Origin of the sequence: Stenotrophomonas nitritireducens, from assembly GCF_001431425.1 — a bacterium.
GTDB classification, from domain to species: Bacteria; Pseudomonadota; Gammaproteobacteria; order Xanthomonadales; family Xanthomonadaceae; genus Stenotrophomonas; species Stenotrophomonas nitritireducens.
Map to the genome: position 1 here is coordinate 55,629 of NZ_LDJG01000002.1, position 26,189 is coordinate 81,817.

Annotated in this window: 25 protein-coding genes; 17 read left to right on the top strand and 8 right to left on the bottom strand. The window is 69.6% G+C overall.

The window, feature by feature from the left end:
* Positions 1–11 precede the first annotated feature (11 nt).
* The 5 genes from ABB22_RS01085 to ABB22_RS01105 all read left to right on the top strand — a co-directional run bounded on the left by ABB22_RS01085 (position 12) and on the right by ABB22_RS01105 (position 4,636).
* Positions 12–314, top strand: coding sequence for a helix-hairpin-helix domain-containing protein (locus ABB22_RS01085; RefSeq protein WP_055767252.1), 303 nt, complete (start codon positions 12–14; stop codon positions 312–314).
* Positions 315–595: 281 nt separating this feature from the next.
* Positions 596–1,561, top strand: a complete 966-nt coding sequence (locus ABB22_RS01090) for an SDR family NAD(P)-dependent oxidoreductase (protein ID WP_057505008.1) — start codon at positions 596–598, stop codon at positions 1,559–1,561.
* Between the two features lie 69 nt (positions 1,562–1,630).
* A complete protein-coding gene (locus tag ABB22_RS01095; protein WP_057505009.1) occupies positions 1,631–2,353 on the top strand; it encodes a glycosyltransferase family 2 protein in 723 nt (240 codons plus the stop codon).
* Between the two features lie 2 nt (positions 2,354–2,355).
* Positions 2,356–2,688 (top strand): lipid-A-disaccharide synthase N-terminal domain-containing protein, encoded by a 333-nt coding sequence (locus ABB22_RS01100; RefSeq protein ID WP_055767245.1) that lies wholly within the window; start codon positions 2,356–2,358, stop codon positions 2,686–2,688.
* Positions 2,689–2,848: 160 nt separating this feature from the next.
* Positions 2,849–4,636: a DUF885 domain-containing protein gene (locus ABB22_RS01105; RefSeq protein WP_057505022.1), complete on the top strand. Its 1,788-nt coding sequence runs from the start codon at positions 2,849–2,851 to the stop codon at positions 4,634–4,636.
* A gap of 96 nt (positions 4,637–4,732) precedes the next feature.
* Here the strand turns inward: ABB22_RS01105 and ABB22_RS18350 are convergent, their stop codons facing one another.
* Complete coding sequence (locus ABB22_RS18350; RefSeq protein ID WP_057505010.1) at positions 4,733–5,134, bottom strand: TIGR03067 domain-containing protein; 402 nt, start codon at positions 5,132–5,134, stop codon at positions 4,733–4,735.
* 144 nt (positions 5,135–5,278) lie between these two features.
* Between ABB22_RS18350 and ABB22_RS18355 the strand changes: the two genes are divergently transcribed.
* From ABB22_RS18355 to ABB22_RS01135, 5 genes are all read left to right on the top strand, one after another.
* Positions 5,279–5,686: a hypothetical protein gene (locus tag ABB22_RS18355; protein ID WP_161809334.1), complete on the top strand. Its 408-nt coding sequence runs from the start codon at positions 5,279–5,281 to the stop codon at positions 5,684–5,686.
* Between the two features lie 55 nt (positions 5,687–5,741).
* Positions 5,742–7,013, top strand: a complete 1,272-nt coding sequence (locus ABB22_RS01120; RefSeq protein ID WP_057505011.1) for a TolC family protein — start codon at positions 5,742–5,744, stop codon at positions 7,011–7,013.
* Positions 7,010–7,996 (top strand): efflux RND transporter periplasmic adaptor subunit, encoded by a 987-nt coding sequence (locus ABB22_RS01125; protein WP_055767200.1) that lies wholly within the window; start codon positions 7,010–7,012, stop codon positions 7,994–7,996. Before ABB22_RS01120 ends, ABB22_RS01125 begins: the two co-directional genes overlap by 4 nt.
* The gene (locus ABB22_RS01130; protein WP_055767197.1) at positions 7,986–11,189 is read left to right on the top strand and encodes an efflux RND transporter permease subunit; all 3,204 of its coding nucleotides are present in this window, start codon (positions 7,986–7,988) and stop codon (positions 11,187–11,189) included. Before ABB22_RS01125 ends, ABB22_RS01130 begins: the two co-directional genes overlap by 11 nt.
* 141 nt (positions 11,190–11,330) lie before the next feature.
* Positions 11,331–11,930 (top strand): hypothetical protein, encoded by a 600-nt coding sequence (locus ABB22_RS01135; protein WP_152983980.1) that lies wholly within the window; start codon positions 11,331–11,333, stop codon positions 11,928–11,930.
* Positions 11,931–12,004: 74 nt separating this feature from the next.
* Here ABB22_RS01135 and ABB22_RS01140 read toward each other — a convergent pair whose 3' ends face one another.
* Positions 12,005–13,219 (bottom strand): glycosyltransferase, encoded by a 1,215-nt coding sequence (locus ABB22_RS01140; RefSeq protein WP_055767192.1) that lies wholly within the window; start codon positions 13,217–13,219, stop codon positions 12,005–12,007.
* A gap of 220 nt (positions 13,220–13,439) precedes the next feature.
* On the opposite strand from ABB22_RS01140, the gene rpmB reads away from it, so the two are divergent.
* The 5 genes from rpmB to ABB22_RS01165 all read left to right on the top strand — a co-directional run bounded on the left by rpmB (position 13,440) and on the right by ABB22_RS01165 (position 18,220).
* Positions 13,440–13,676: a 50S ribosomal protein L28 gene (rpmB, locus tag ABB22_RS01145; RefSeq protein WP_054668347.1), complete on the top strand. Its 237-nt coding sequence runs from the start codon at positions 13,440–13,442 to the stop codon at positions 13,674–13,676.
* Positions 13,677–13,686: 10 nt separating this feature from the next.
* Positions 13,687–13,854: a 50S ribosomal protein L33 gene (gene rpmG, locus ABB22_RS01150; RefSeq protein WP_169411268.1), complete on the top strand. Its 168-nt coding sequence runs from the start codon at positions 13,687–13,689 to the stop codon at positions 13,852–13,854.
* 153 nt (positions 13,855–14,007) lie between these two features.
* On the top strand, positions 14,008–15,396 hold the full coding sequence (locus ABB22_RS01155) for an FAD/NAD(P)-binding protein (RefSeq protein WP_055767189.1): 1,389 nt from the start codon (positions 14,008–14,010) through the stop codon (positions 15,394–15,396).
* Between the two features lie 69 nt (positions 15,397–15,465).
* Positions 15,466–17,655, top strand: coding sequence for a DNA helicase II (uvrD, locus tag ABB22_RS01160; protein WP_055767187.1), 2,190 nt, complete (start codon positions 15,466–15,468; stop codon positions 17,653–17,655).
* A gap of 115 nt (positions 17,656–17,770) precedes the next feature.
* Positions 17,771–18,220: a universal stress protein gene (locus tag ABB22_RS01165; protein WP_055767184.1), complete on the top strand. Its 450-nt coding sequence runs from the start codon at positions 17,771–17,773 to the stop codon at positions 18,218–18,220.
* A gap of 469 nt (positions 18,221–18,689) precedes the next feature.
* On the opposite strand, the gene ABB22_RS01170 is transcribed toward ABB22_RS01165, so the two are convergent.
* Entirely contained in the window at positions 18,690–18,977 is a 288-nt protein-coding gene (locus ABB22_RS01170; RefSeq protein ID WP_055767181.1) for a DUF2782 domain-containing protein, read from the bottom strand.
* Between the two features lie 92 nt (positions 18,978–19,069).
* Between ABB22_RS01170 and polA the strand changes: the two genes are divergently transcribed.
* Complete coding sequence (gene polA / locus ABB22_RS01175) at positions 19,070–21,838, top strand: DNA polymerase I (RefSeq protein ID WP_055767178.1); 2,769 nt, start codon at positions 19,070–19,072, stop codon at positions 21,836–21,838.
* A 683-nt stretch (positions 21,839–22,521) separates the two neighbouring features.
* Positions 22,522–23,004, top strand: a complete 483-nt coding sequence (locus tag ABB22_RS01180; protein WP_055767176.1) for a DUF421 domain-containing protein — start codon at positions 22,522–22,524, stop codon at positions 23,002–23,004.
* 144 nt (positions 23,005–23,148) lie between these two features.
* Here ABB22_RS01180 and hemF read toward each other — a convergent pair whose 3' ends face one another.
* The 5 genes from hemF to ABB22_RS18010 all read right to left on the bottom strand — a co-directional run bounded on the left by hemF (position 23,149) and on the right by ABB22_RS18010 (position 26,122).
* Positions 23,149–24,084 carry an oxygen-dependent coproporphyrinogen oxidase gene (gene hemF, locus ABB22_RS01185; RefSeq protein ID WP_055767174.1) on the bottom strand — a complete coding sequence of 312 codons (936 nt, stop codon included), beginning with the start codon at positions 24,082–24,084 and terminating at the stop codon, positions 23,149–23,151.
* Positions 24,085–24,106: 22 nt separating this feature from the next.
* On the bottom strand, positions 24,107–24,694 hold the full coding sequence (locus ABB22_RS01190; RefSeq protein ID WP_082592133.1) for a hypothetical protein: 588 nt from the start codon (positions 24,692–24,694) through the stop codon (positions 24,107–24,109).
* A gap of 97 nt (positions 24,695–24,791) precedes the next feature.
* Entirely contained in the window at positions 24,792–25,196 is a 405-nt protein-coding gene (locus ABB22_RS01195) for an NUDIX hydrolase (RefSeq protein WP_055767171.1), read from the bottom strand.
* A 63-nt stretch (positions 25,197–25,259) separates the two neighbouring features.
* Positions 25,260–25,856 (bottom strand): DUF4755 domain-containing protein, encoded by a 597-nt coding sequence (locus tag ABB22_RS01200; protein ID WP_055767169.1) that lies wholly within the window; start codon positions 25,854–25,856, stop codon positions 25,260–25,262.
* Positions 25,853–26,122 carry a hypothetical protein gene (locus tag ABB22_RS18010; RefSeq protein ID WP_152983981.1) on the bottom strand — a complete coding sequence of 90 codons (270 nt, stop codon included), beginning with the start codon at positions 26,120–26,122 and terminating at the stop codon, positions 25,853–25,855. Before ABB22_RS18010 ends, ABB22_RS01200 begins: the two co-directional genes overlap by 4 nt.
* Positions 26,123–26,189: the final 67 nt, after the last annotated feature.

A 26,189-nucleotide genomic window follows, 5' to 3' on the forward strand; every position in this document is an offset into this window, starting at 1 on the left:
CATGCAAGGCAATGAACCCCACCAAGGTCGACCGCAATCACCTGTTGCGTCTGACCGACCTGCCGAATGTCGGGCCGGCCTGTGAAAAGGATCTCCGTCTGATCGGGATCCGGGTTCCCGCGCATCTGCGCGGGCGCGATCCCTACGACATGTACGCGCAGCTGTGCCTGAAGACGGGCGTGATGCACGACCCCTGCGTGATCGACGTGTTCCTGTCGGTCGTGCGCTTCATGGCCGGTGAAGCGCCGCAGCCATGGTGGGCCTTCAGCGCCGAGCGCAAGCGCGCGCTGGCCAAGGATCCAATGACGCTGTGACCTGTTCTGCCATCTCCCGTCGGGAGAGGGCGCCCCGAAGGGGCGGGTGAAAGTGCGTCGCAGGCGCTTGCCGGCAACCACGATGATGAGCGCCTCGCCGCGCGTCCGGATGGGGAACAACCGGGAGGTTGCGGTTCAAGTAACGTACTGCACGAGGCTTTGCCCGTACCCTCCCGCCAACGCAGGGGCGTCCGGGCAGCAGCGGACCGTTGGTTCGCAAACCGCTCCTCTCGCCCCGAAGGGAGAGGGGCTTTGAATCCCGCAAGTTCCTGGAAAACCAGATGACCACTCTCGTCACCGGCGCCGCCGGTTTCATCGGCGCCTACACCTGCCAGGCCCTTGCCGCGCGCGGCGAGCGCGTGGTCGGGCTGGACAACTACAATGACTACTACGACCCGCAGATCAAGCGCGACCGCGTTGCCGCGCTGTGCCCGCAGGCCGACATCCGCGCGCTGGACCTGACCGACCGCGACGGCCTGGCCGCGCTGTTCGACGAGATCCGGCCCACGCGGGTGATCCACCTGGCCGCGCAGGCCGGCGTGCGCTATTCGCTGCAGAACCCGCATGCCTATGTCGACAGCAACCTGGTCGGCTTCGTCAACATGCTGGAACTGTGCCGCCACCGCGGCGTGCGGCACCTGGTCTATGCGTCGAGCAGCTCGGTCTATGGCGATTCGGCCACGCCGCCGTTCTCCGAGGACCAGCGCGTGGACCAGCCGCGCTCGCTGTACGCGGCGACCAAGGCCGCCAACGAGCTGATGGCCCATACCTACGCGCAGCTGTACGGCCTGCGCGCCACCGGCCTGCGCTTCTTCACCGTGTATGGCCCGTGGGGCCGGCCGGACATGGCGCCGCTGCTGTTCTCGCGCGCGGTGCTGGCTGGGCGGCCGATCGAGGTGTTCAACGAAGGCCGCATGCGCCGCGACTTCACGCATGTTTCCGACATCGTCGCCGGTATCCTCGGTGCGCTCGACCATCCTTCGGAGGACGCCGTGCCGCACCGGGTGTTCAACCTCGGCAACCACACGCCGGTGGAGCTGGAGCGCTTCATCGAGGTGATCGCCACGGCCGCCGGCCGTCCTGCGCAGAAGGTCTACAAGCCGATGCAGCCGGGCGACATGGTGGAGACCATGGCCGATACCGCGCGCGCGCGCGCCGCCTTCGGCTTCGACCCGGCCACGCCGATCGAGGCCGGCCTGCCGCCGGTGGTGGCCTGGTGCCGCGATTACTTCGGCGCCGCGGCCTGACTCATCTTCCATCCAGCGGCGTGCAGGAAAATGCGCGCTCCCCCTACACCGCACGAACGGATACCCGCGATGAACCAACCCGCACTTTCGGTGGTCGTCCCCGTCTTCAACGAACGCGACAACGTCGCGCCCCTGGTCGGCGAGATCATCGCCGCGCTGCGCGGGCGGGTGGCGTTCGAGATCGTCTATGTCGACGACAACTCCAGGGACGACACCCTGCAGGTGCTGCAGTCGCTCAAGGCCGCCAACCCGGAACTGCGCGTGCTGCACCACGTCAGCCAGAGCGGGCAGAGCACCGCCGTGCGCACCGGGGTGAAGGCGGCGCGCGCGCCGTGGATCGCCACCCTCGACGGCGACGGCCAGAACGACCCGGCCGACATCCCGAAACTGCTGGCCGCGCGCGACGCCGCCGACCCCGGGGTCAAGCTGTTCGCCGGCTGGCGCGTCAACCGCCAGGACTCCGGTTCCAAGCGCTGGGCCAGCCGCTGGGCCAACCGCATCCGCGCGCGCATGCTGCGCGACGACACCCCCGACACCGGCTGCGGCATCAAGCTGTTCGAGCGCGCGTCCTTCCTCGACCTGCCGTACTTCGACCACATGCACCGTTACCTGCCGGCGCTGATGCAGCGCGCCGGCTGGCAGACCACCAGCGTGCCCGTCAACCACCGCCACCGCACCGCCGGCGTGTCCAAGTACAACAACCTCGGCCGCGCCCTGGTCGGCATCCGCGACCTGCGCGGCGTGGCCTGGCTGATCGTGCGCAGCAGGCGCACGGCGGTGGAGGAGGTCTGAGCATGGATTTCATGAACCAGCCGCTGGCCTGGCTGGAGTGGACCGGCGTGCACATGTCGCCGTGGAAGCTGATCGGCCTGACCGGCACCCTGATGTTCGGCGGCCGTTGGCTGGTGCAGTTCATCGCCAGCAAGCGCCAGGGCAAGCCGGTGATCCCGCGCCTGTTCTGGTACATGAGCATCTTCGGCAGCCTGATGACGCTGAGCTACTTCGTGTTCGGCAAGAACGACGCGGTGGGCATCCTCGGCAACCTGTTCCCGACCTTCACCGCGCTGTACAGCCTGTACCTGGACATCCGCCACCGCGGCTGGAAACGGGACAAGGCCGGGCACTGAGCGGTCCGGGCAGGGCCCGGTTCCGGCGTCCCTGCGCTTCCCGGGCGGCGCCGCGGCTTGCGGTCTGCGGCGGCGGTTCCGTGGGCAGGACTTTCGAACCATGCACGGGCGGGTCGCCGGTGACATGATCGGACCCTGCTTCCCGAAGAGTCCGCCGTACGTGAAAACCACCCTGTCCCTCGCCCTGCTGCTCGCCCTGGCCCTGCCGGGCGCCGTCGTCCACGCCGCGCCCTCGAAGGCGTCCGCGCCCGCCACGCTGGCCGCGCAGAGCGCCGATGCGCGGTTCAAGGCGATCTACGAGAAGGAATGGGCCTGGCGCCAGACCGGTGGCGGCGAGGCCAGCGAGGACGAGGACGGCCCGGCCAACGCCACCCGCCTGCCGGACGTCGGCGCGGAGGCGCAGCAGGCGCGGCTCAAGGTCTGGGACGACGTACTGGAGCAGCTCAAGACCGTCGACCCGGCCACGCTCTCGGCCGAGAACCAGGTCAACTACGCCATCTACAAGTACCAGGTCGAGAACCTGGCCGACGAGGTGCGCCTGCGCGCCTACGAGATGCCGTTCAATTCGGATTCCTCGTTCTGGTCGAACCTGGGCTTCATGGCCCGGCGCGAGATGAAGACCGCGCAGGACTACCGCAACTACATCGCGCGCCTGAACGACGTGCCGCGCTACTTCGACCAGCAGACGGCCAACATGCGCGCTGGCCTGGAGCGCGGTTTCAGCGTGCCGCGCGCGGTGCTGGAAGGCCGCGACGTGTCGATCTCGACCGTGGCCGAGCTCAAGGATCCGGCGCAGTCGCCGCTGTACGCGCCCTTCAGGAAGCTGCCGGCCGGCATTCCCGCCGACGAGCAGCAGAAGCTGCGCGAGGAGGCGCAGCAGGCGATCGGCGGCAGCGTGATCCCCGCCTTCGGCAAGCTGCTGGCGTTCTTCCGCCAGGAGTACGTGCCGCAGGCGCGCACCACCCTGGCCGCGGAGAAGATGCCCGGCGGCAAGGCGTTCTACCGCCAGCAGATCCGCGAATACACCACGCTGGACATGAGCCCGCAGCAGATCCACGCGCTGGGCCTGAGCGAGGTCAACCGCATCCAGCAGGAAATGAACGCGATCATCGAAAAGCTGGACTTCAAGGGAAAGAGCGAGCAGACGCGTTTCGCCGATTTCCTCGAATTCCTGCGCACCGATCCGCAGTTCTACGCGAAGACGCCGGAGGAGCTGCTGTGGCGCGCGGCATGGATCTCCAAGCGCGTGGACGGGGTGATCGGCAAGTTCATGACCCTGCCGCGCGCGCGCTTCACCATCGTGCCGGTGCCGCCGGACATCGCGCCGTTCTGGACCGCCGGCCGCGGCGGCATGGGCACCTACTGGGTCAACACCTACAACCTGCCGGCGCGCCCGCTGTACAACCTGCCGGCGCTGACCCTGCATGAATCCGACCCGGGCCATGCGCTGCAGGGCGCGCTCGCCGCCGAGCAGGGCGAGCAGCCGGACTTCCGCCGCGGCGCCTATATCTCCGCCTATGGCGAGGGCTGGGGCCTGTACAGCGAGAAGCTCGGCATCGAGATGGGCATCTACGAAACCCCGTACGAGGATTTCGGGCGCCTGACCTACGAGATGTGGCGTGCCTGCCGCCTGGTCATCGACACCGGCGTGCACCACTACGGCTGGAGCCGCGAGCGCGCCATCGCCTACCTGCGCGACCACACCGCGTTGAGCGAGCATGAGGTGACCACCGAGGTCGACCGCTACATCTCCTGGCCGGCGCAGGCGCTGAGCTACAAGCTGGGCGAGATCACCATCGTCAAGCTGCGCGCGCAGGCCGAGAAGGAGCTGGGCGACAGGTTCGACGTGAAGTCCTTCCACGACGCCGTGCTCAAGCAGGGCTCGGTGCCGCTGCCTGTGCTGGAAAGCCAGATCAAGGCCTACATCGAGGAACGCAAGAAGGCCTGACCGCCCGACGATCCGGGTTTGCAGCCGCCCGCACCCAGCCTTGTGGTGCGGGTTTTCCAGGGTCGTGCGGTTGGCCGGCGGTAAAGCCGCATCCTGTCACCGGGCGGCATCGGCCGGTGATATCCGGCGATGGACCCGCAGTGTTTCTCCGCGGCCGCTCCGGAAAACCTTCGGGCGCTCCCTTCCTTCGTCCGCGGCGACGAACATCAGCTGGTCGCCGTTGAAGGCATAGATCGCGGGGAACGTCCTGTTCCTGTCGGTTCCGCACGTGTCGGTCCAATCGACGGCGCTGGGTTCCCGGGACGGGTCAATGGTGAAATGGCCTTCCAGGACGACCTTTCCATCCGGGAGCGTCACGACATAGGTGTTTCCGGAGAAGGTGGTAAGCGGCCGGTCGCCGAATTCATCCGGGGGATTCTCGACGCCATCGGCTTCGCACCTGATCTGTACCCAGGTGCCCTGGAATTTCCGCAGCTCTTCATCGATGCGTGCCTGCATGAGGCGCCCCGTGGTCGTGTTGTCGGCAATGAGGATCGAATCCGTCCAGAGTGCTCCGCGCACTTGTGCCGGAAGGGTAGCGCGGACGCGCCGGTCAGGCTCGAGCGCCTGGCGGCGATGGCGCCCTGCGATTGTGTAACGCGCGTGGCCGCGGCTACCCTGCCGCGCATGATCGCGTTCCTGCGCCGCCGTCCGCCGTCGCTGCTGCTCCGCCTGCTGGTGCTGGCGGTGGTCGCGCTCGGCACCGCCGGCGGCGCACTGGCCTCGGCGCTGGGCGAGCTGCACGCGATGAGCCACGCCGATCATCCTGTCGCCGTGCACGATCCGGTGCTGGAAGCCGATACCGGCCACGACGAGGCCGACGGCAGCGCCCGCCTGCTGCATGCGCTGGTGCATTGCGGCCACTGCCACGGCCACGGCGGCGTGCTGCCGTTCGCCGCGGTGGCCTGGGACGTGGCGATGCCGCCTGCCGCCACCGGCGCCACCCCGCACGACACCCGCTGGCGCCCGGCGCCTACGGAAAGCCTGCTGCGTCCTCCGATTCCGGCCTGATCCGCCGTCCGCCGCGCGGACGTCCCGATCCCTTGCCGAAAACCGGAGATTCCCCATGTGGAAACGCCTGGCCGCGCTCGCGGCCCTGGCGATCGCACCGTGCGCCATCGCGCAGGTGCCGTCGCCGCCTGCACCCTTGACCCTGGACGAGGCGGTCAGCCGCGTCGCCCGCACCCATCCCGACCTGCGCCTGCCCGAACTGCAGCGCGCCGCAGCCCTGGCCCGCCGTGACGGCGCCGGCTTCAAGCCGCCGCTGGTGTTCGGCGTGGACATCGAGAACGCACTGGGCAGCGGCGACAGCCGTGGCTTCGATGCCGCCGAGGTCGCCGTCTCGCTGGCCGGCGTGCTCGAGCGCGGCGGCAAGCTGGACGCGCGCCGCACGCTGGCGCAGGCCAACATCGATGCGCTGGCCCCGCAGCGCGAGATCACCCGCCTGGACCTGATGGCCGAAGTGGCGCGTCGCTACCTGGCCATCACCGCCGCGCGCGGCCAGCGCCGGATCGCGCTGGACGACATCGAGCAGCGCCGCCGTGCGGTCGCCGCCGCGCGCCTGCGGTTGCAGGCCGGCGCTTCGCCGGCGTCCACGCTGATGACCGCGCAGGCCGCGCTGGCCCAGGCCGAACTGGACCGCGACCGTGCCGATGAAGCCGAACGCGCCGCACGGATGGCGCTGGCCGCCTTGTGGAACGCGCGCGAAGCCGATTTCGCCGAGATCAGCGGCGACCCGCTGCGGCTGCCGGCGCTGCAGGATTTCCAGCAGCTGGCGGCACTGTTGTCCGACACGCCGGAACTGGCGGTGGTCGCCGGCGAAGCGCGCGTACGCGAGGCGCAGCTGCAGCTGGCGCGTAGCCAGCTGCGCAGCGACCTGTCCTGGCAGCTGGGCGTGCGCAACAACCGCGCCAGCAGCGACACCGCGCTGGTCGGCGGCTTCAGCCTGCCGCTGGGCAGCGCCCGTCGCGCAGCACCGGAAATCCGCGCCGCCCAGTCCGAACTTGCAATGAGCGCGGTGGAGCGCGAATCGCGCGCGCTGCAGCTGTACGCGACGCTGGCCGAGGCCCATGGCCGCTACGGCACCGCGCGGCTGGAAGTGGCGCGCATGGACAGCGACGTGCTGCCGCAGCTGCAGCGCGCCGAGAAGGCCGCCGAAACCGCCTGGCGCGCAGGCGCCATCAGCTACCTGGAGTGGGCGCAGCTGCAGGCCATGCGCATCGAGGCGCGGCAACGCCAGCTCGATGCCGCGCTCGCCGCGCAGACCGCCCTGATCGAAATCCAGCGCCTGACCGGGCAACCCCTGGTCGCCACCGCTTCCGAAGGAAACACGCCATGAAGGCCTCCCTGCCGCTTTCCCCGCTGTTCCGGCCAGCTGCGCTGGCCGTGTTGCTGGCCGCGCTTGCCGCCTGCGGCGGCAATCCCGACACTGCCGCCAAGGACGCCGCCCAGGACAGCCCCGGCCATGCCGATGGCGACGACCACGCCGACGAAGACGGCGCACCCGAACAGACCACCATCCCGGCCGCGCGCGCGAAGGCCGCCGGCATCGTCAGCGCCGTCGCGGGTCCGGGCACGATCGCCGACGAGCACGACGTGCAGGGCCTGCTGGCGCCCATCGACGGGCGCATGGCGCAGGTCACCGCGCGTTTCCCCGGCCCGATCCGCGCGCTGCGGGCGAACGTCGGCGACCGCGTGCGCGCCGGCCAGCCGCTGGCCAGCATCGACAGCAACCTGAGCCTGACCACCTACGGCATCAGCGCGCCGATTTCCGGGGTGGTGCTGTCGCGCCAGGCCCAGGTGGGCGGCGTCGCCGGCGAAGGCCAGCTGCTGTTCGAGATCGGCGATCTCTCGCAGCTGTGGGTAGACCTGCACATTTTCGGCGCCGATACCCAGCACATCACCGCCGGCGTGCCGGTCACCGTCACCCGCATGACCGATGGCGTCAGCCAGGCCACCACGCTCGAGCGCGTGCTGCCGGGCACCGCCACCGCCAGCCAGAGCACCGTGGCGCGCGCCACGGTGGACAACGCCGACGGCCTGTGGCGGCCGGGCGCGGCGGTGCGTGCGCGCATCGTCGTGGCCAGCACGCCGGCCGACATCGTGGTGCCGCTGACCGCGCTGCAGAGCATGGACGGCCGCGACGTGGTGTTCGTGCGCGAGGGCGAAACCTACCAGGCGCGGCCGGTCGCGCTCGGCGCGCGCGACGCGCGGCAGGTGGCGGTCAGTGCCGGCCTGCAGGCCGGCGAGGAGGTGGTCGTCGAGCAGAGCTATACGGTGAAGGCCGACATCGGCAAGGCGGGGGCAGGCCATGAGCACTGACCTCACGCCACGCGCCGGCCTGCTCGAACGCATCGTCGGCGCGGCCATCGCCCATCGCTGGCTGATGCTGCTGCTCAGCGGCGCACTGGTGCTGCTCGGCGCCTGGAGCTTCACCCGGCTGCCGATCGACGCCACTCCCGACATCACCAACGTGCAGGTGCAGATCAACACCGCCGCACCGGGCTTCTCGCCGCTGGAGACCGAACAGCGCATCACCTTCCCGGTGGAGACGGTGCTGGCCGGGCTGCCGAAGATGGAGAAGGTGCGTTCGCTGTCGCGCTATGGGCTGTCGCAGGTGACCGTGGTGTTCGAGGATGGCACGGACATCTACTTCGCCCGCCAGCAGGTGGCCGAACGCCTGCAGCAGGCGCGCTCGCAGATCCCGGACGGCCTGGATCCGCAGCTCGGGCCGATCGCCACCGGCCTGGGTGAGATCTTCATGTACACCATCGACGCCGACCCGAAGGCGCGCAAGGCCGATGGCAGCGCCTACACCGCCACCGACCTGCGCACCCTGCAGGACTGGGTGATCCGCCCGCAGCTGCGCAACGTGCCCGGCGTCACCGAGGTCAACACCATCGGCGGTTTCCAGCGCCAGGTGCACATCACCCCGGATCCGGCGCGGCTGCGCGCGCTGGGCTTCACCCTGGAGGACGTCGCCGCCGCGGTGCAGGCCAACAACCAGAACGTGGGCGCCGGCTACATCGAGCGCAACGGCCAGCAGTTCCTGGTGCGCGTGCCCGGCCAGGTCGCCGACCTGGAGCAGATCGGCAACATCGTGCTCGACCGCCGCGAAGGCGTGCCGATCCATGTGCACGACGTGGCGACGGTCGCCGATGGCCCCGAGCTGCGCAGCGGCGCGGCCACCCAGAACGGCCACGAAGTGGTGATGGGTACGGTGGTGATGCTGGTCGGCGCCAACAGCCGCGACGTGGCGCAGGCCGCGGCGGCAAGGCTGGAACAGGCGCAGCGCAGCCTGCCTGAAGGCGTCACCGTCACCGCCAGCTACGACCGCACCGCGCTGGTGGACCGCACCATCCAGACCGTTGCGAAGAACCTGCTGGAAGGCGCGCTGCTGGTGATCGTGGTGCTGTTCCTGCTGCTGGGCAACCTCCGCGCGGCGCTGATCACCGCCGCGGTGATTCCGCTGGCGATGCTGTTCACGCTCACCGGCATGGCGCGCGGCGGCGTGTCGGCCAACCTGATGAGCCTGGGCGCGCTGGACTTCGGCCTGATCGTGGATGGCGCGGTGATCATCATCGAGAACTGCCTGCGCCGTTTCGGCGAACGCACGCATGCGCTGGGCCGGGCGATGACGCGTGCCGAACGCTTCGCCGAAACCGCGGCCGCCACCGCCGAGGTGATCCGCCCGAGCCTGTTCGGCCTGGGCATCATCACGGCCGTGTACCTGCCGATCTTCGCGCTCACCGGTGTGGAAGGGAAAATGTTCCACCCCATGGCGATCACCGTGGTGCTGGCGCTGAGCGGCGCGATGCTGCTGTGCCTGACCTTCGTCCCGGCGGCGATCGCGCTGTTCCTCGGCGGCCGCGTGCAGGAGAAGGAGAACCGGCTGATGGGCTGGCTGCGCCGGCGCTACCAGCCGCTGCTGGACTTCGCCCTGCGCCGCGGCCGCTGGATGGTGGCCGGCGCGCTGGTACTGGCGGTCGGCTGCGGCCTGCTGGCGACCCGGCTGGGCAGCGAGTTCGTGCCCAACCTCGACGAGGGCGACGTGGCGATGCACGCCATGCGCATTCCCGGCACCAGCCTGACCCAATCGGTGCAGATGCAGCAGCAGATCGAGCAGCGCCTGCTGCAGTTCCCCGAAGTGGCCAAGGTGTTCTCCAAGATCGGCACGCCGGAAGTGGCCTCCGACCCGATGCCGCCGTCGGTGGCCGACACCTTCATCATGATGAAGCCGCGCGGGCAATGGCCGGACCCGCGCAAGCCGCGCGCGCGCCTGCTGGCCGAGCTGGAGGAGGCGGTGGAGGAACTGCCGGGCAACAACTACGAGTTCACCCAGCCCATCCAGATGCGCATGAACGAGCTGATCTCCGGCGTGCGCGCCGACGTGGCGGTGATGCTGTACGGCGACGACCTGGACACGCTGATGGAGGTGGGCCGGCGCATCGAGAAGGTGGCCGCCGGCGTACCCGGCGCCGCGGACGTGCGGCTGGAGCAGACCAGCGGCCTGCCGCTGCTCACCGTCACTCCGGACCGGCAGAAACTCGCCGGCTACGGCCTCAACCCGGGCCAGGTGCAGTCCACCGTCGCCACCGCGGTGGGCGGGCAGGTGGCGGGACAGCTGTTCGAGGGCGACCGCCGCTTCGACATCGTGGTGCGCCTGCCCGAGGAACTGCGGCAGGATCCGGCGGCGCTGGCGGACCTGCCGGTGTCGCTGGAAACCGCGTTGGCCAGCGGCAATGCCGACGAGCTGAGCCGCACCGGCGCCGCCGGCGCGTTCACCGGTAACCCGCGCACGGTGCCGCTGCGCGAACTGGCGCGCATCGACACCAGCGAAGGCCCGAACCAGATCAACCGCGACAACGGCAAGCGCCGCATCGTGGTCACCGCCAATGTGCGCGACCGCGACCTGGGCGGTTTCGTGGGCGAGCTGCAGCAGGTGATCGACGCCGGCGTGCGACTGCCGCCCGGCTACTGGATCGACTACGGCGGCAGCTTCGAGCAGCTGATCTCGGCCAGCCAGCGCCTGGCGGTGGTGGTGCCGGCGACGCTGGCGCTGATCTTCGCGATGCTGTTCTGGGCGTTCGGCTCGGGCAGGGACGCGGCCATCGTGTTCAGCGGCGTGCCGCTGGCGTTGACCGGCGGCGTGCTGGCGCTGGCGCTGCGCGGCATCCCGCTGTCGATTTCCGCGGGCGTGGGCTTCATCGCGCTGTCCGGGGTGGCGGTGCTCAACGGGCTGGTGATGATCAGCTTCGTGCGCAGCCTGCGCGGGCAGGGACGCCCGTTGCTGGAGGCCGTGCGCGAGGGCGCGCTGGGCCGCCTGCGGCCGGTGCTGATGACCGCGCTGGTGGCCTCGCTGGGCTTCGTGCCGATGGCCTTCAACGTCGGCGCCGGCTCGGAGGTGCAGCGCCCGCTGGCCACCGTGGTGATCGGCGGCATCGTGTCCTCCACCCTGCTGACCCTGCTGGTGTTGCCGGTGCTGTACCGCTGGCTGCATCGCCGCGAGGCGTGACGCCGCCGGGCCCGCGCAGGCGGGCCCGGCTTTTCCCGCCGGCGTGGCCGCCGTTCGACGGTCGCGCCGGCGTGGGAAGCGGGAACACGAATCCAATCGTGGCCGGTATCTGAATGAAGCGCTCGGATAACGGTCACGGGAATGACGCAGCATGCAGGCTGGTTCCAGACCTGTCCCATGGAGAACGTCGTGCGCCTATTCCCCACCTCATTGCCGGTCCTGTTGCTGCTGGCCGCCTGCTCGCCCGGCACTGACGCCGATGCCGATGCGCCCCCTGGTGGAGGCGCTCCCACGCCGGCGGCGTCCCCGGCGACGGTGTCGCGCCTGGCAATCACCAGCTGCGACGCCCTGGCCGCCACGCTGGGCGGGCTGATCGGCGGCATGGAGCCGGTGCCGGGCGATCCGCAGCCCGCCGATGACGACCTCCAGTGCGCCTGGTGGGATATATCGACGGGGCGCTCGTTCAGCGTGCAGGCGCGTGTGGCCCCCGGCATCGGGCCGGTGCCGGTGGATGACGGTTCGCCCGCGGGCAGCGGCATCACGCCGGTCCCGGCGCCGGCGTTCGAGCGCCGCGGCGGGGCCGCGGCGATCCGCACGGAGCATGACGCCGGCGCGGTATCGGTGACCTTCTGGCTGCACCTGCCCGATGCCGAGGTCATGCTGGTCAACCAGGCCGGCAACTCCGCGCCTTTGGACGCGGCGCGGGCGCTGGAGATTTCCGGGCGGCTGCTGGGCGATTGATCCGGCCCCGGCACGGCCGGCCGGGGCCGACGCCCGGTGTTGCGGCTCGCCCTGCGCCGGATCCCAGGCCGGCGTCAGCGCCGCGCCAGCGCTTCGATCGCCGCCACCGCGGTCGCCACGCCGTCCTCGGCGGCCATCGCCTGCCCGAGGGTAGCGGCATTGGCGCGGGTCTGCGCCTGCTCGGCGAAGGCGATGGCCTTGGCCAGCGTCGGGCCGTCCAGCCGTTTCGGCGACAGCGCGGGCGGTGCCACGCCGAGCCGCCGCAGGCGGTCGGCCCAGAAGAACTGGTCGCCGGCGAACGGCATCACCAGCGAGGGCACGCCGGCCCGGCAGGCCGAATGCGAAGTGCCGCTGCCGCCGTGGTGGATCGCCAGCGCGCAGAGCGGCAACAGCGCCTCATGCGGCGCCGGTCCGGTCACGAAGACATTGTCCGGCAGCGGCGTGTCGGGCAACCCGGCCCAGCCGGGAAACAGCAGGACGCGGCGCGGTGCCAGCGCGGCCAGCAGGGCCGGCAGTACCTTTTCGCGGTCGAATCCGGCCATGCTGCCGAACCCGAGGTAGACCGGCGGCGGGCCGGCATCGAGGAAGGCCTGCAGATCGGCGGGCGGCACCCACTCCGTTTCCGGCAGGCGCCACTGGCCGCAGATGCGGTGGTCGGCCGGCCAATCGTCCGGACGCGGCAGCAGGCTGGGCGAAATGCCGTACAGCATCGGCTGGCTGGTCCACAGCGAGCGGCGCGGCGGCAGGCCCAGCACCTGCTGCCGGGCGCGGTTGAGCGGGCCGCGGAACTGGCGCCAGATCAGGCCGTTGACCAGTCCATGGCTGGCGCGGCCGAGCCAGTCGGCGATCCGCCCCGGCGGCAGGAACGGCGAGGGGAAGGCGCGGGTCGGCGTCAGCGGGATCATGCCGGTGCCGATCAGCGGCAGGCCGTGGCGCTCGGCCACGCTCATGCCGACGAAGGCGGCCAGGCCCCCGGTCAGGATCGCATCGCACTCCCGCGCGGCGGCATCGGCCTGCTGCGTCCAGCCGGCGATATGCCGCCGGGCCAGGCCGGCCAGCCCGCGGGTGGCGGCGGCCACGCCGCTGCCGCCGGCGACCAGGGCGCCGATCTCCTGGCGGATGTCGCCCTCCAGCGCCGCGTGCGGCACGCCGAGCGCCCGCGCGCTGTCCAGGGTGCCGCCGTCGGCCAGCAGGGTGGCTGGATGGCCGGCGCCGATCAGGCCATGGCACAGCGCGGCCAGGGGCCGGGTGTCGCCTTCGGTGCCGTAGGTCAGTGCCAGCAGTCGCATCGGGCCTCCGGGGTGGGTGTCTGTGGACAACTTGCCATCGCGGCATGCAGCACGCATAATGCGCGGCTCGCTGTGCCCGGAATCCCGGGCCGGCGGCCGGCAGCACGTCGCCCGGCCGCCCTGCAGCGTACCCCTGACTCCCGTGACGTGTGGCGGACAACCGCCGGGGCCGCCATCTTCCTGGCCAAGGGAGATACAACCGACATTACCGAGGTGCGCAATGTCCCGAGTTTGCCAAGTTTCCGGCAAGAAGGTGCAGACGGGTAACAACGTCTCGCATGCCAACAACAAGACCCGCCGTCGCTTCCAGCCGAACCTGCACGAGCGCCGTTTCTGGGTCGCCAGCGAGAACCGCTGGGTCAAGCTTCGTGTTTCCGCGCATGCACTGCGCACCATCGACAAGAACGGCATCGATTCCGTTCTGGCTGAGCTGCGTGCCCGCGGCGAAAAGGTCTGAGGAGTAAAACATCATGGCAGGCAAGCGCGATAAGGTCCGTATGATTTCCTCGGCCGGTACCGGCCACTTCTACACCACGGACAAGAACAAGAAGAACACCCCCGGGAAGATGGAATTCCTGAAGTACGACCCGGTGGTCCGCAAGCACGTTCTGTACAAGGAAGGCAAGATCAAGTAATCCGCACGGATTGCTTCGACAGCCGTTCCACACTGGACCCGCCGCAAGGCGGGTTCCGTGTTTCAGGGGTATGGAACGCGCCATCAGCGTGTTCCATCAGCACATGCGGCGGCGGCATCAGGCTTCGCTGGCGGCATCGCCTACAATCGGCACATGACAGTTTCCGACCAGACGCAGGCCTGCGACATCGCGATCATCGGCGGCGGTGCCGCCGGCGTGCTCACCGCGATCGGCGTGCTGCGCGGCGCCAGCGGCGCGCTGCGCCTGGCGATCGTCGAACCGCAGCTGCCGCTCGGGCGCGGCGTGGCCTATGCCACGCGCCATCCCGAACACCTGCTCAACGTGCCCGCCGGCAAGATGAGCGGCTTCCCCGACCGGCCCGACGATTTCCTCGACTATCTGGTCGCGCAGGACGCCTTCCCAGGCGTCGAGCGCGACGCGCTGGCGCAGGCTTTCGTCCCGCGCCGCCACTACGCGGCTTACCTGCGGCAGCGCCTGCAGGAGGCGGTGGAGGCCAGCCCGGCACAGCTGGACGTGCGCGCCGCGCGCGTCGTCTCCCTGGAAAAGCAGGCTGACGGCATCGTGCTGCAACTGGACTCGGGGCAGCCGCTGCTGGCCGCATCGGTGGCGCTGTGCACTGGCAATGCGCTGCGGCCGCTGCCCGCGCGCGGCGCCGGCGCCGTGCCGCCAGGCAAGCGCATCGAGGCCTGGGATTTCGACGCGGTGCAGGACATCGCCGCGACCGCGGACGTGGCCATCGTCGGTTCCGGCCTGAGCATGGCCGACAGCGTGGTATCGCTGACCGCCACCGGGCATCGCGGGCAGGTGCACGTGCTTTCGCGCCATGCGCTGCTGCCGCTGCCGCACGCCAAGGGGCCGGCGGCCGACTACGATCCGGAACCGCTGCTGGCGATGAACCTGCGCCAGCGCGTGCGCGCGCTGCGCCGCCATGCCGCCGAGGCCGCGCCGCGCGGCATTCCGTGGCAGAACGTGATGGAACGCATCCGGCCGCTGGGCCAGGCGCTGTGGCAGTCGCTGTCCTTCGACGACCAGCGCCGCTTCCTGCGCCACGTGGTGCGTTACTGGGACGTGCACCGGCACCGCATCGCCGCGCCGGTGCATGCCCAGCTGACGGAGCTGCGCCGGCAGGGCCGCCTGCACCTGCATCGCGGCCGCCTGGAAACCGCGATCGCCGAGGGCGCCTGCGTGCACCTGGGCGCGCTCGATCCGGGCCGGCAGCCGTTCCAGATCGACGCGCACTGCGTCATCAACGCCACCGGCGTGGAGATGCGCGCGCAGGCCATGCGCAACCCGCTGCTGCAGCAGATGCTGGGCAGCGGCGCCGCCCGCCCCGGCCCGCACGGCATCGGCATCGACAGCGCCGCCGACGGCTGCCTGCTCGACGCCGACGGCATCGCCGAACCGCGCGTGCAGGTCGTCGGCAGCCTGCGCATCGGCCGCCTGTGGGAAAGCCTGGCGGTACCGGAGCTGCGCGGGCAGGCGCAGCAGGCGGCGCGGAGCCTGCTCGGCGTGGTCGCGTAGCAGTATGGCGGTCGCGACCGGGCCGCTCCGCCATGCCTGGCCGCTCCTGCAGTCGGCTAAAATGACCGCATGGATGTTTCCCACCTGCTCGACGGGCTGAACCCGGCCCAGCGCGAGGCCGTTTCCGCTGCTCCCGGCCACTACCTGATCCTTGCCGGCGCCGGTTCCGGCAAGACCCGCGTGCTGACCCACCGCATCGCCTGGCTCAACGAAGTGCATGGCGTGCCGACCCACGGCATCTTCGCGGTGACCTTCACCAACAAGGCCGCCGGCGAGATGCGCCACCGCATCGACCTGCAGCTGCGCAATGGCGCGCGCGGCATGTGGATCGGCACCTTCCACGGCCTGGCGCATCGCCTGCTGCGCCTGCACTGGGCCGATGCCAGGCTGCCCGAGGCATTCCAGGTAATGGATTCGGACGACCAGCTGCGGCTGGTCAAGCGCGTGGTGCAGGCGCTGGAGCTGGACGACGGCAAGTTCCAGCCCAAGCAGATCGCCTGGTGGATCAACGCGCAGAAGGACGAGGGCCGGCGCCCGCAGCACATACAGCCCGAGCCGCACGACGCCTGGCTGGAAACCATGCGCCAGGCCTACATCGAGTACCAGGCGCGCTGCGACCGCGCCGGGCTGGTGGATTTCGCCGAACTGCTGCTGCGCGCGCACGAGTTGCTGCGCGACAACCCGGCCCTGCTCGCGCATTACCGCACGCGATTCCGCGAGATCCTGGTCGACGAATTCCAGGACACCAATGCCATCCAGTACGCCTTCGTGCGCGTGCTGGCCGGCGACTCGGGCAACGTGTTCGTGGTCGGCGACGACGACCAGGCCATCTACGGCTGGCGCGGCGCCAAGGTCGAGAACGTGCAGCGCTTCCTCAAGGATTTCCCGGGCGCGCAGACCATCCGCCTGGAGCAGAACTACCGCTCCAGCGCCAACATCCTCAATGCCGCCAACGCCGTCATCGCGCACAACCCGGACCGCATCGGCAAGCAGCTGTGGACCGACAGCGGCGACGGCGAGCCGATCGACCTGTACGCGGCCTACAACGAGATGGACGAGGCGCGCTACCTGGTCGAGCGCGCGCGGCAGTGGGTGCGCGATGGCGGCAGCTATGGCGATGTCGCCGTGCTCTACCGCAGCAACGCGCAGTCGCGCGCCTTCGAAGAAGCGCTGTTGTCCGAACAGGTGCCGTACCGCGTGTACGGCGGCATGCGCTTCTTCGAGCGCGCCGAGATCAAGGATGCGCTGGCCTACCTGCGGCTGCTGACCAACCGCAACGACGATGCGGCGTTCGAGCGCGCGGTGAACACGCCGACGCGCGGCATCGGCGAGCGGACGCTGGACGAGGTGCGGCGCATCGCCCGCGCGCAGGCGGTGTCGCTGTGGGAGGCCTCGATGCTCGCCACCCAGGGCAACGACCTCACCTCGCGCGCGAAGAACGCGCTGGCCGGTTTCATCAACCTGGTCCAGCAGATCGGTGGCGAAACCGCGCAGATGACCCTGGCCGAGCGCATCGACCACGTGCTGGTGCGTTCGGCGCTGCGCGATCACTGGAGCAAGGAAAGCCGCAACGCGCTTGATTCGGAATCGCGCAGCGACAACCTCGACGAACTGGTGTCGGTGGCCTCGCGCTTCGTCCAGCGCGACATCGACGAAGAGGGCGCCGCCGACATGAGCGAGCTGGTCGCGTTCCTGTCCTACGCATCGCTGGAGACCGGCGAAGGCCAGGCCCAGGCCGGCGAGGACGGCGTGCAGCTGATGACGCTGCATTCGGCCAAGGGCCTGGAGTTCCCGCTGGTGTTCCTGGCCGGGCTGGAGGAAGGGCTGTTCCCCGGCGCGCGTTCGCTGGAGGAAAGCGGGCGGCTGGAGGAGGAGCGCCGCCTGGCCTATGTCGGCATCACCCGCGCCCGCCAGAAGCTGGTGCTGGGCTATGCCGAGTCGCGTCGCATCCATGGCCAGGACAACTACAGCCTGCCGTCGCGCTTCCTGCGCGAGATCCCGCGCGAGCTGCTGCACGAAGTGCGGCCCAAGGTGCAGGTCTCGCGCCCGGCCTCGCTCGGCACCAGCCGGGTGATGGGGCACGCGGCCATCGAGGCGCCGCCGGTCAAGCTCGGCGCGCTGGTGACCCATCCCAAGTTCGGCGAAGGCATGGTCACCGACTACGAAGGCAGTGGCGCGCATGCGCGCGTGCAGGTCGAGTTCGCCGATGCCGGCAGCAAGTGGCTGGTGATGGCGTATGCCAACCTGACCGTGCTGTAGCGCGTCCGGGCTGCCCCGGGCCGGCGGCAGCGCCGGCCGTTTGATCGAACTCAATGCGCGGCGACAACATCGGGTGTGCAATGGTGGCCTCCCACCCTTCCCAAGGAGAACCGCCATGTACAAGCGCATCCTGATCGCGACCGATGGTTCCGAACTTGCCGGCAAGGGCCTGCAGAAGGGCCTGGAGCTGGCTGCCCAGCTCGGTGCGGCGGTCGACATCGTCACCGTCTCCGAGCCCTGGGCCGTGGGCATGTACGACGCCATGGGCTGGAGCGCCGGCTATGAAGCCAGCCCCGAGTACAAGCAGGACCGCGAAGCGGCCGCGCAGAAGATCCTGCAGCCGTCGCTGGACGCGGCGCGTGCGGCCGGCGTGGCCGGCGTGCAGGGCCATCACGTGCTCGACCGCTATGCCGCCGACGGCATCATCGAGACCGCCGACACCTGCGGCAGCGACCTGCTGGTGATGACCTCGCATGGCCGCCGCGGCGTCACCCGCGTCCTGCTGGGCAGCCAGACCGCCGAAGTGCTCGCGCGCAGCACGGTGCCGGTGCTGGTGATCCGCTGACGCGCGCCCCTCTGCCTGACCGGCCCGGGATGCCGTCACGCGGCGTCCCGGTGACGGCCGGCGTCTTCCGTTTTCAGCGTACCCCCCTTCATCGCCATCGTTGCCGAAGGGGGCTTTTCTTAGGCGATTGCAGGGCGCGTGCCCAGTGGAAGCGTGGCCGGCGAAGCCCCAGCGGGGCGTTGCCCCGCTCTACAGGGTGGCTCGCCGCGGTTCCGTAGCGCCGGGCAGCGCCCGGCGGGGCTTTCCCGGCGAAGCCCCAGCGGGGCGTTGCCCCGCTCTACAGGGTGGGCCGCCGCGGTTCTGTAGCGCCGGGCAACGCCCGGCGGGGCTTTCCCGGCGAAGCCCCAGCGGGGCGTTGCCCCGCTCTACAGATTGGATCGCCGCGGTTCCGTAGCGCCGGGCAACGCCCGGCGGGGCTTTCCTGGCGATGCCCCATCGGTCGCGCGCCGTGCCGCGCATCCGATGCGGATCACCAGCTGTACAGCTTCCAGTAGACCGGCGAAACGCCGTCCTTGTCGTTGTCCATGCGGCCATCGCCGTTGCGGTCGTAGAGATAGAACGGCGCGCCGCGCGCCGGGGTGACCTTGACCATGCGCAGCTGGGTGCCGACGCGGTACTCCTCGACGGTATCGCCGTTGTCCATGGTGCGGCGGGTGACTTCGGCGCCGCTCACGTCCACCGGCGGCGCGTCGGCGTTCCGGCCCGTACTGGCGCAGCCGGCCAAGGCAAGCAGGGGAATCAGCAACAGGTGTTTCATCGTGGCGGCTCCTCGCGTCGGTATCTTTCCGGATTATGCCTGCGCCGGAGTTGGCGCGCGTCGTCCAGCGGTCCGGCGCGTAGAATCGACGCATGAGCAGATTAGTCCTGATCGACGGGTCCAGTTACCTGTACCGCGCGTTCCACGCGTTGCCGCCGCTGTCCAACGCCGCCGGCGAGCCCACCGGCGCGCTGTTCGGCGTGGTCAACATGCTGCGCGCCACGCTGAAGGAGAAGCCCGACTACGTGGCCTTCGTGGTCGACGCGCCGGGCAAGACCTTCCGCGACGACCTGTACGCCGAGTACAAGGCCAACCGCCCGCCGATGCCCGACGACCTGCGCGCGCAGGTGCAGCCGATGTGCGACATCGTGCACGCGCTGGGCATCGACATCCTGCGCGTGCCGGGGGTGGAGGCCGACGACGTGATCGGCACGCTGGCACTGGCCGCGGCCGCCGACGGGCTGGAGGTGACGATCTCCACCGGCGACAAGGATTTCGCCCAGCTGGTGCGTCCGGGCGTGGAGCTGGTCAACACCATGACCGGCAGCCGTACCGATTCCGACGCGGCGGTGATGGACAAGTTCGGCGTGCGCGCCGACCAGATCGTCGATTACCTGGCGCTGATGGGCGACACCGTGGACAACGTGCCGGGCGTGGAGAAGTGCGGCCCCAAGACCGCGGCCAAGTGGCTGGCCGAATACGGCACGCTGGACGGCGTGATCGCCGCCGCGCCGGCGATGAAGGGCAAGATCGGCGAGAACCTGCGCGCCGCGCTGCCGCGGCTGCCGCTCAACCGCGACCTGGTCACCATCCGCACCGATGTGGAACTGGAGCAGGGCCCGCGCGACCTGCGCCTGCGCGACCAGCACGTGGACAGCCTGCGCGAACTGTACGGCCGTTATGGTTTCACCCAGGCGCTGCGTGAGCTGGGCGGCGTGGCGGCGCCCGCCGCGGCCGACGAGGCCAAGGTCAGCCTGCGCGGTACCGCCGCCGGTTTCGCCCGCTCCAGCGAGGGGGTGCCGGCCGTTGAGACGGATCCGGCGATGGCGGACAAAGGCCAGTACGAGACGGTGTTCACCGATGAACAGCTGCAGGCCTGGATCGAACGGCTGCAGGCCGCTACCGAGTTCGCCTTCGATACCGAGACCGATGCGCTGGACGCGATGCGCGCGCGGCTGGTCGGCGTGAGCCTTGCGGTCGAGCCGGGCAGGGGCGCTTACATCCCGGTCGGCCACGATTACCCCGGCGCGCCGGTGCAGTTGCCGACGGCACAGGTGTTGGACGCGCTGCGCCCACTGCTGGAAGACGCCGGCAAGCGCAAGCTCGGCCAGCATGGCAAGTACGACATCCACGTGCTGCGGCGCCATGGCGTGGAGGTGCGCGGCTACGCCGACGACACCATGCTGGAGAGCTTCGTGCTCAACTCCACCGCCACCCGCCATGACATGGATTCGCTGGCGCACCGCTATCTCGGCTACACCACCACCAAGTTCGAGGAAGTCGCCGGCAAGGGCGCCAAGCAGATTTCGTTCTCGCAGGTGGGTATCGACGAGGCCGGCCACTATGCCGCCGAGGACGCCGACATCACCCTGCGCCTGCATCGCGTGCTGGCGCCGCAGCTGGCGGCCGAACCGGCGCTGGAAAAGGTGTATCGGCAGATCGAGATGCCGCTGGTGCCGGTGCTGGCGCGGATCGAGGCCAACGGCGTGTGCATCGACAGCGCCGAACTGCGACGGCAGAGCGCGGACCTGTCCTCGCGCATGCTCGCCGCGCAGCGCAAGGCCACCGAACTGGCCGGGCGCAGCTTCAATCTGGATTCGCCCAAGCAGCTGCAGGCGGTGCTGTTCGACGAACTGGGCCTGCCGGCGCTGGTGAAGACCCCCAAGGGCCAGCCCAGCACCAACGAGGAAGCGCTGGAAGCCATCGCCGAGCAGCACGAACTGCCGCGCGTGATCCTGGAGTACCGCGGCCTGGCCAAGCTGCGCAGCACCTATACCGACAAGCTGCCGGAGATGGTCAATCCCGATACCGGCCGCGTGCACACCAGCTACCACCAGGCCGGTGCCGCCACCGGGCGCCTGTCCTCGTCCGATCCGAACCTGCAGAACATCCCGATCCGCACCGACGACGGCCGCCGCATCCGCAAGGCCTTCATCGCACCGCCGGGGCGCCGGCTGATGGCCTGCGACTACTCGCAGATCGAGCTGCGCATCATGGCCCACCTGTCCGAGGACCCGGGCCTGATCCGCGCCTTCGAACAGGGCGTGGACGTACACCGCGCCACCGCCGCCGAGGTGTTCGGCCGCACGCTGGAAGAGGTCACCGCGAACGAGCGCCGCGCCGCCAAGGCGATCAACTTCGGCCTGATGTACGGCATGAGCGCCTTCGGCCTGGCCAAGAACCTGGGCATCGACCGCGGCCAGGCGCAGGACTACGTGGCGCTGTACTTCAGCCGCTACCCGGCGGTGCGCGATTTCATGGAGCGCATGCGCGTGCAGGCGCGCGAACAGGGCTACGTGGAGACCCTGTTCGGCCGTCGCCTGTACCTGAACGACATCCACGCCCGCAACCAGGGCCTGCGCGCAGGCGCCGAACGTGCGGCGATCAACGCGCCGATGCAGGGCACCGCCGCCGACATCATCAAGCGCGCGATGGTCAGCGTGGACGACTGGCTTGCCGGCCATCGCGGGCAGGCGCAGATGATCCTGCAGGTGCACGACGAACTGGTGTTCGAGGCCGATGCGGACTTCATCGACACGCTGCGCCGGGAAGTGGAGTCGCGCATGACCGCCGCGGCGGAACTGCGGGTGCCGCTGGTGGTGGATACGGGGGTGGGTGACAACTGGGACGAGGCGCACTGACGGCAATTCACCTCGATGGCGCGTGGCGGCGCGGCGGACATGGCCGTGGCCGAACGGCATGCGTGGCGCAGGACCAGGTACACTCCATTTCGCCCGCGCATGCTCCGTCCAGGAGTAATTCCCGGAGGATCATGCGCTCCTTGGTGCCGGGGTATTCGCATAGCGAATGAGGCCCAGTGAATTTCACGATGCATGCCATTCGTCTGCATCGAACCACGCGGATTTCCAATTATTTAACGCTTGTGGCGCCATTGCTGGAACGTTGCGTAATGCATTGCGTGGCCAATCATGCGTGCCTTCTTTTCCGGATGAATCCCTCCTTAATCATCCCGAAATAAATGGCTGTTCTTCACGAACCATCAATGTCCGTGGTGGTCATATAGCCCGTGACAGGTGCAACGCCTGTCGCGGATCTCTCCCATCCCCTGGAGCAGATCTCGGAGCGGGGATTCCTCCCCAAATCGCCGCTCCTCCAGCCCCGTCGACCCCCCCCTGGTCGGCGGGGCTTTTTTTTGCGTTGTCCGTTCCGGCCTGCCGGCCAGCGCAGGCAATACGCTCGGGCGGATCGTGCAAGGCTTCACCCCCTGCCCGCAGATCCGCGCACGTGCCGAGGTGGCGGTTGTCGCGCGCCGGCGGCGGTCTAGGCATCATGGCGGGACAGACAGGAACGGGAATGCAGGCCGATGTCGGACATGTTCACGCTGGCGATGCCGTGGTGGGAGTTCATCCTGCGCGCGGTGGTGGTCTACGTCGTGGTGCTGGGGATGGTGCGGCTGACCGGCAAGCGCGCTCTGGGCCAGATCACGCCGTTCGACGTGCTGCTGATCGTGCTGCTGGGCAACGCGGTGCAGAACGCACTGCTGGGACAGGACACCTCGCTCGCCGGCGGCCTGCTGCTGGCGGCGACCCTGATCGCGATCAACTACGCGGTGGGCTGGCTCACCACGCGCAACCTGCGCATGGAGCGACTGATCGAGGGCGAACCCGTGCTGATCGCGCGCGATGGCCGCCTGCTGGATTCGGTGCTGCGCCGCGAGCTGATCACGTACGCCGATTTCGACGCCGCGATGCGCCAGCAGGGATGCCGCGGCATCGAGGAGGTCGAGCTGGCGCTGCTCGAGATAAACGGCCACATCACCATCGTGCCGCGCAGGCAGGACGCATAGGGTCGGACCGCCGCAGGAACCTGTGGCGGATGACCCGGCGCCATCGCCCATGACCTTCCGCACGCGGATGGGGCGGAAGACGGTCGCCAGCGCAGCGTATTCGCGTGGCGGGGCGATGGCGCTACCGCGCCGGATGACGCGCGGTCACAGCCACTCGCGCGGAACCAGGTACCCGGCCAGCCGCGCCTCGTCGCTGCCGCTTTCCGGCTGGTAGCCGTATTCCCAGCGCACGCGCGGCGGCAGGCTCATCAGGATGCTTTCGCTGCGCCCGCCGCTCTGCAGGCCGAACAGGGTGCCGCGGTCGTAGACCAGGTTGAATTCGACATAGCGGCCGCGCCGGTACAGCTGGAACTCGCGCTCGCGCTCGCCGTACGGCGTGTCCTTGCGGCGCGCGACGATGGGCAGGTAGGCATCCAGGAAGCCGTCGCCGACCGCGCGCAGGTAGGCGAAGTCGCGCTCGAAATCGCCATGCAGGTCGTCGAAGAAAAGGCCGCCGACGCCGCGGGTCTCATTGCGGTGCTTGAGGAAGAAATACTCGTCGCACCAGCGCTTGTGCTCGTCGTAGCGCTGCCCGCCGAACGGCGCGCACAGGTCGCGCGCGGTTTCGTGCCAGTGGCGCACGTCCTCGTCGAACGGATAGAACGGGGTCAGGTCGAAACCGCCGCCGAACCAGGCCGCGACCGCCTTGCCGTCGCGCTCGGCCTGGAAGTAGCGCACGTTGGCGTGGGTGGTGGGCAGGTAGGGATTGAGCGGGTGGAACACCAGTGATACGCCGCAGGCGCGCCACGAGGCGCCGGCCAGTTCGGGGCGATGGGCCGAGGCGGAGGGCGGCAGGCGGGTGCCGGAGACGTCGGAGAAGCCGATGCCGGCCTGCTCGAACACCGCGCCATCGCGCAGCACACGGGTACGGCCGCCACCGCCCAGGGATGGGCCGGTATCGCGGGAGGAGGGGTTGCCGTCGCCGGCGCGCTGCCAGCGGTCTTCGACGAAGCGGGCATGGCCGTCGGCCTGTTCGATGGCGCTGCAGATGCGGTCCTGCAGATCGGTGAGATAGTCGCGTACGCGGTCGAAATCGTTCATGCGGCTACTGTAGCGCAGGCGCTCAGCGGAACAGCGCGCGCACCTCGTCGCGGCACAGCTTGACCACCAGCCAGCCATGCAGGCCGGCGAAGGCCAGCGCGGTGGCGCCGGCGCCGATCAGTGCGGTCCAGCGGCTGGCCTGCATCTGCGCCAGGACTTCCCGGCTGTCGGGCGAATCCTGGAAGCCGGACGGCAGGATGGTCTGCATCGCCGCGAACATGCCGTCCACCAGCGGCAGCATGGCGAAGTTGGCCAGCGCTACCACGACCAGGAACACGATGAAGCCGATCCGCCCCCATTCGCGGTGGCGCAGAAACGCCCACGACACCACGAGCAGGGCCACGGACGACAGCAGCATCAGCAGGGTGAGCGACAGCGCATGCCGTGCGGCCCATTGCATCGCCGTGGGCACCGGCAATCCCTGCTGCTGCAGCCAGCCCATCGGGTCGAGCCGGCCCAGCACCGCCACCAGCAGCAGCTGGAACAGGCTCCAGGCGATGGACAGGCCGGCCATCAGCAGCGACAGCCTGGCGGTGACGTCTACGAAGGCGGCGGCCGGCGAGCGCGTGGAACGCAGTGGGGGAAGTTCGGGCTGGATCACACGGGGCATTGTGGGCGACGGTCGGGCGCACTATCGCCGGATTCGCGGCTTTTTTACAGGCAGCGGGAACGGCTCCGGCCCTCCCGGCAGCGCCAGGGGGGGCGGGCTACAGCGGTTGCCGCGCTGCCATCGGCAGTACGTGGCGTTCGCTCAGCGGTGCCAGCTTCACGCCGTGCGGTGGCCGCAGCGGAATCCAGGCCAGTTCGGCGATTTCGGCCTGCGCGCGCGGCGTGCCGTCCACCCGCACCAGGAACGATTCGCCCTGCACGCGCCGGCCTGGCTCGTTGACCGCCTCGTCCTCGAAAGTGCCGAGGGCGAGCGCGCCCTCGGGGCGCAGCGCCACGCCCAGTTCCTCGCGCAGTTCGCGGGCCAGGGTGCGCAGCGCATCCTCGCCCGGTTCGCGCTTGCCGCCGGGCTGGATGAAGGTGCCCGAGCCGTGCTTGCGCACCACCAGCACGCGGCCGGCGTCGTCGAGGATCACCGCGGTGACGATGCGGATGGGGGAGGTCATGGAACAGAACCGGGAAGAGTTGGAGGCGCGACCGGGCACAGGATGCACGGTGTTTCCCGGCGGTCAATCGTCGTTGATCAACTGGCGCATGATTTCCATCCAGCGCGCCTGCTGCTGTTGGCTCGGCATGTCGATGCGCCACTCGGGCATGTCGATGTCGCGCATCTGCACGAACAGGCCGCTGGCCTGTTGATTCTCGCGACGGATGCGGCTGTTTGCCGAAGCGGCGGCGACGCTGCTTGCCAGGTTGGTACTCGTGTTGATGATGCCCCCTCCCGACTGGGAGTTGACCCTCCAGGAGCGGACATCGGCAAACGTGTATTGCTTGATGAAAGGCCCATTTTTCAGGCGGATGACACGTTCGTCCGGAACCAGCGCGATGCCCGTATGGCCCTCCATGTGGGAGTACTTTGCGCCTTGGGTGAACGCGTTGACGACCTCGGCGGGGAGGACGTGTTTACTGGAGCCGGCCAGCACGATGATGACGGCGATGATCCAGCCGATGAAGCCGATGATGGGGATCAACCCGCAGACGGTACCGATGGCGCCCCATGCCAGCCAGGACCTGCCTTTCAGTTTTGCAATGAGGGCGAGCAGTCCACCTCCGAACAGGGCGAACACGATGGAGGGCAGGAAGATATAGGCAAGATCCATGTTCATTTTTTTGGCCGGTGTGTGCCAAGGCTGCCGCCATGGCGGCAGCCTTCAGGGCGTGGGTTTGAAGATTTTTTTCGGCCTTCGAGCAGGCCGGCTACCAAATGATCGAGCGCTTTGCCGCCGACCTCGCTGGGCAGGTTTTGCCCAGGCTGGCCGGCGCCAGGACCGGCTGCCGACGGCGAGACGTTGATGAAGGCCACCGGGTGGGTGTTGATCTTGCGAACGCGCCCCTGGCCTTCATCCTGGTATTGGCCGAACGAGGCATTCACGTCGAGAACCGTGCCTGGCGTCTGGCCACGGCGCATGCTGCGGAAGGCAGAGAATGCCGTGGGGTAT

Excerpts from the sequence above, each read along its gene's own strand:
- ABB22_RS01095 (WP_057505009.1), top strand. The coding sequence starts at position 1,631 with ATGAACCAACCCGCACTTTCGGTGGTCGTCCCCGTCTTCAACGAACGC.
- ABB22_RS01155 (WP_055767189.1), top strand. The coding sequence starts at position 14,008 with ATGACAGTTTCCGACCAGACGCAGGCCTGCGACATCGCGATCATCGGC.
- ABB22_RS01195 (WP_055767171.1), bottom strand. The coding sequence starts at position 25,196 with ATGACCTCCCCCATCCGCATCGTCACCGCGGTGATCCTCGACGACGCC.
- ABB22_RS01120 (WP_057505011.1), top strand. The coding sequence starts at position 5,742 with ATGTGGAAACGCCTGGCCGCGCTCGCGGCCCTGGCGATCGCACCGTGC.
- ABB22_RS01165 (WP_055767184.1), top strand. The coding sequence starts at position 17,771 with ATGTACAAGCGCATCCTGATCGCGACCGATGGTTCCGAACTTGCCGGC.
- ABB22_RS01125 (WP_055767200.1), top strand. The coding sequence starts at position 7,010 with ATGAAGGCCTCCCTGCCGCTTTCCCCGCTGTTCCGGCCAGCTGCGCTG.
- ABB22_RS01140 (WP_055767192.1), bottom strand. The coding sequence starts at position 13,219 with ATGCGACTGCTGGCACTGACCTACGGCACCGAAGGCGACACCCGGCCC.
- hemF (WP_055767174.1), bottom strand. The coding sequence starts at position 24,084 with ATGAACGATTTCGACCGCGTACGCGACTATCTCACCGATCTGCAGGAC.
- ABB22_RS01130 (WP_055767197.1), top strand. The coding sequence starts at position 7,986 with ATGAGCACTGACCTCACGCCACGCGCCGGCCTGCTCGAACGCATCGTC.
- ABB22_RS01135 (WP_152983980.1), top strand. The coding sequence starts at position 11,331 with ATGACGCAGCATGCAGGCTGGTTCCAGACCTGTCCCATGGAGAACGTC.
- uvrD (WP_055767187.1), top strand. The coding sequence starts at position 15,466 with ATGGATGTTTCCCACCTGCTCGACGGGCTGAACCCGGCCCAGCGCGAG.
- ABB22_RS01180 (WP_055767176.1), top strand. The coding sequence starts at position 22,522 with ATGTCGGACATGTTCACGCTGGCGATGCCGTGGTGGGAGTTCATCCTG.
- ABB22_RS01100 (WP_055767245.1), top strand. The coding sequence starts at position 2,356 with ATGGATTTCATGAACCAGCCGCTGGCCTGGCTGGAGTGGACCGGCGTG.
- ABB22_RS01085 (WP_055767252.1), top strand. The coding sequence starts at position 12 with ATGAACCCCACCAAGGTCGACCGCAATCACCTGTTGCGTCTGACCGAC.
- rpmB (WP_054668347.1), top strand. The coding sequence starts at position 13,440 with ATGTCCCGAGTTTGCCAAGTTTCCGGCAAGAAGGTGCAGACGGGTAAC.
- ABB22_RS01200 (WP_055767169.1), bottom strand. The coding sequence starts at position 25,856 with ATGAACATGGATCTTGCCTATATCTTCCTGCCCTCCATCGTGTTCGCC.
- ABB22_RS01190 (WP_082592133.1), bottom strand. The coding sequence starts at position 24,694 with ATGCCCCGTGTGATCCAGCCCGAACTTCCCCCACTGCGTTCCACGCGC.
- ABB22_RS18350 (WP_057505010.1), bottom strand. The coding sequence starts at position 5,134 with ATGCAGGCACGCATCGATGAAGAGCTGCGGAAATTCCAGGGCACCTGG.
- polA (WP_055767178.1), top strand. The coding sequence starts at position 19,070 with ATGAGCAGATTAGTCCTGATCGACGGGTCCAGTTACCTGTACCGCGCG.
- ABB22_RS01090 (WP_057505008.1), top strand. The coding sequence starts at position 596 with ATGACCACTCTCGTCACCGGCGCCGCCGGTTTCATCGGCGCCTACACC.
- ABB22_RS01170 (WP_055767181.1), bottom strand. The coding sequence starts at position 18,977 with ATGAAACACCTGTTGCTGATTCCCCTGCTTGCCTTGGCCGGCTGCGCC.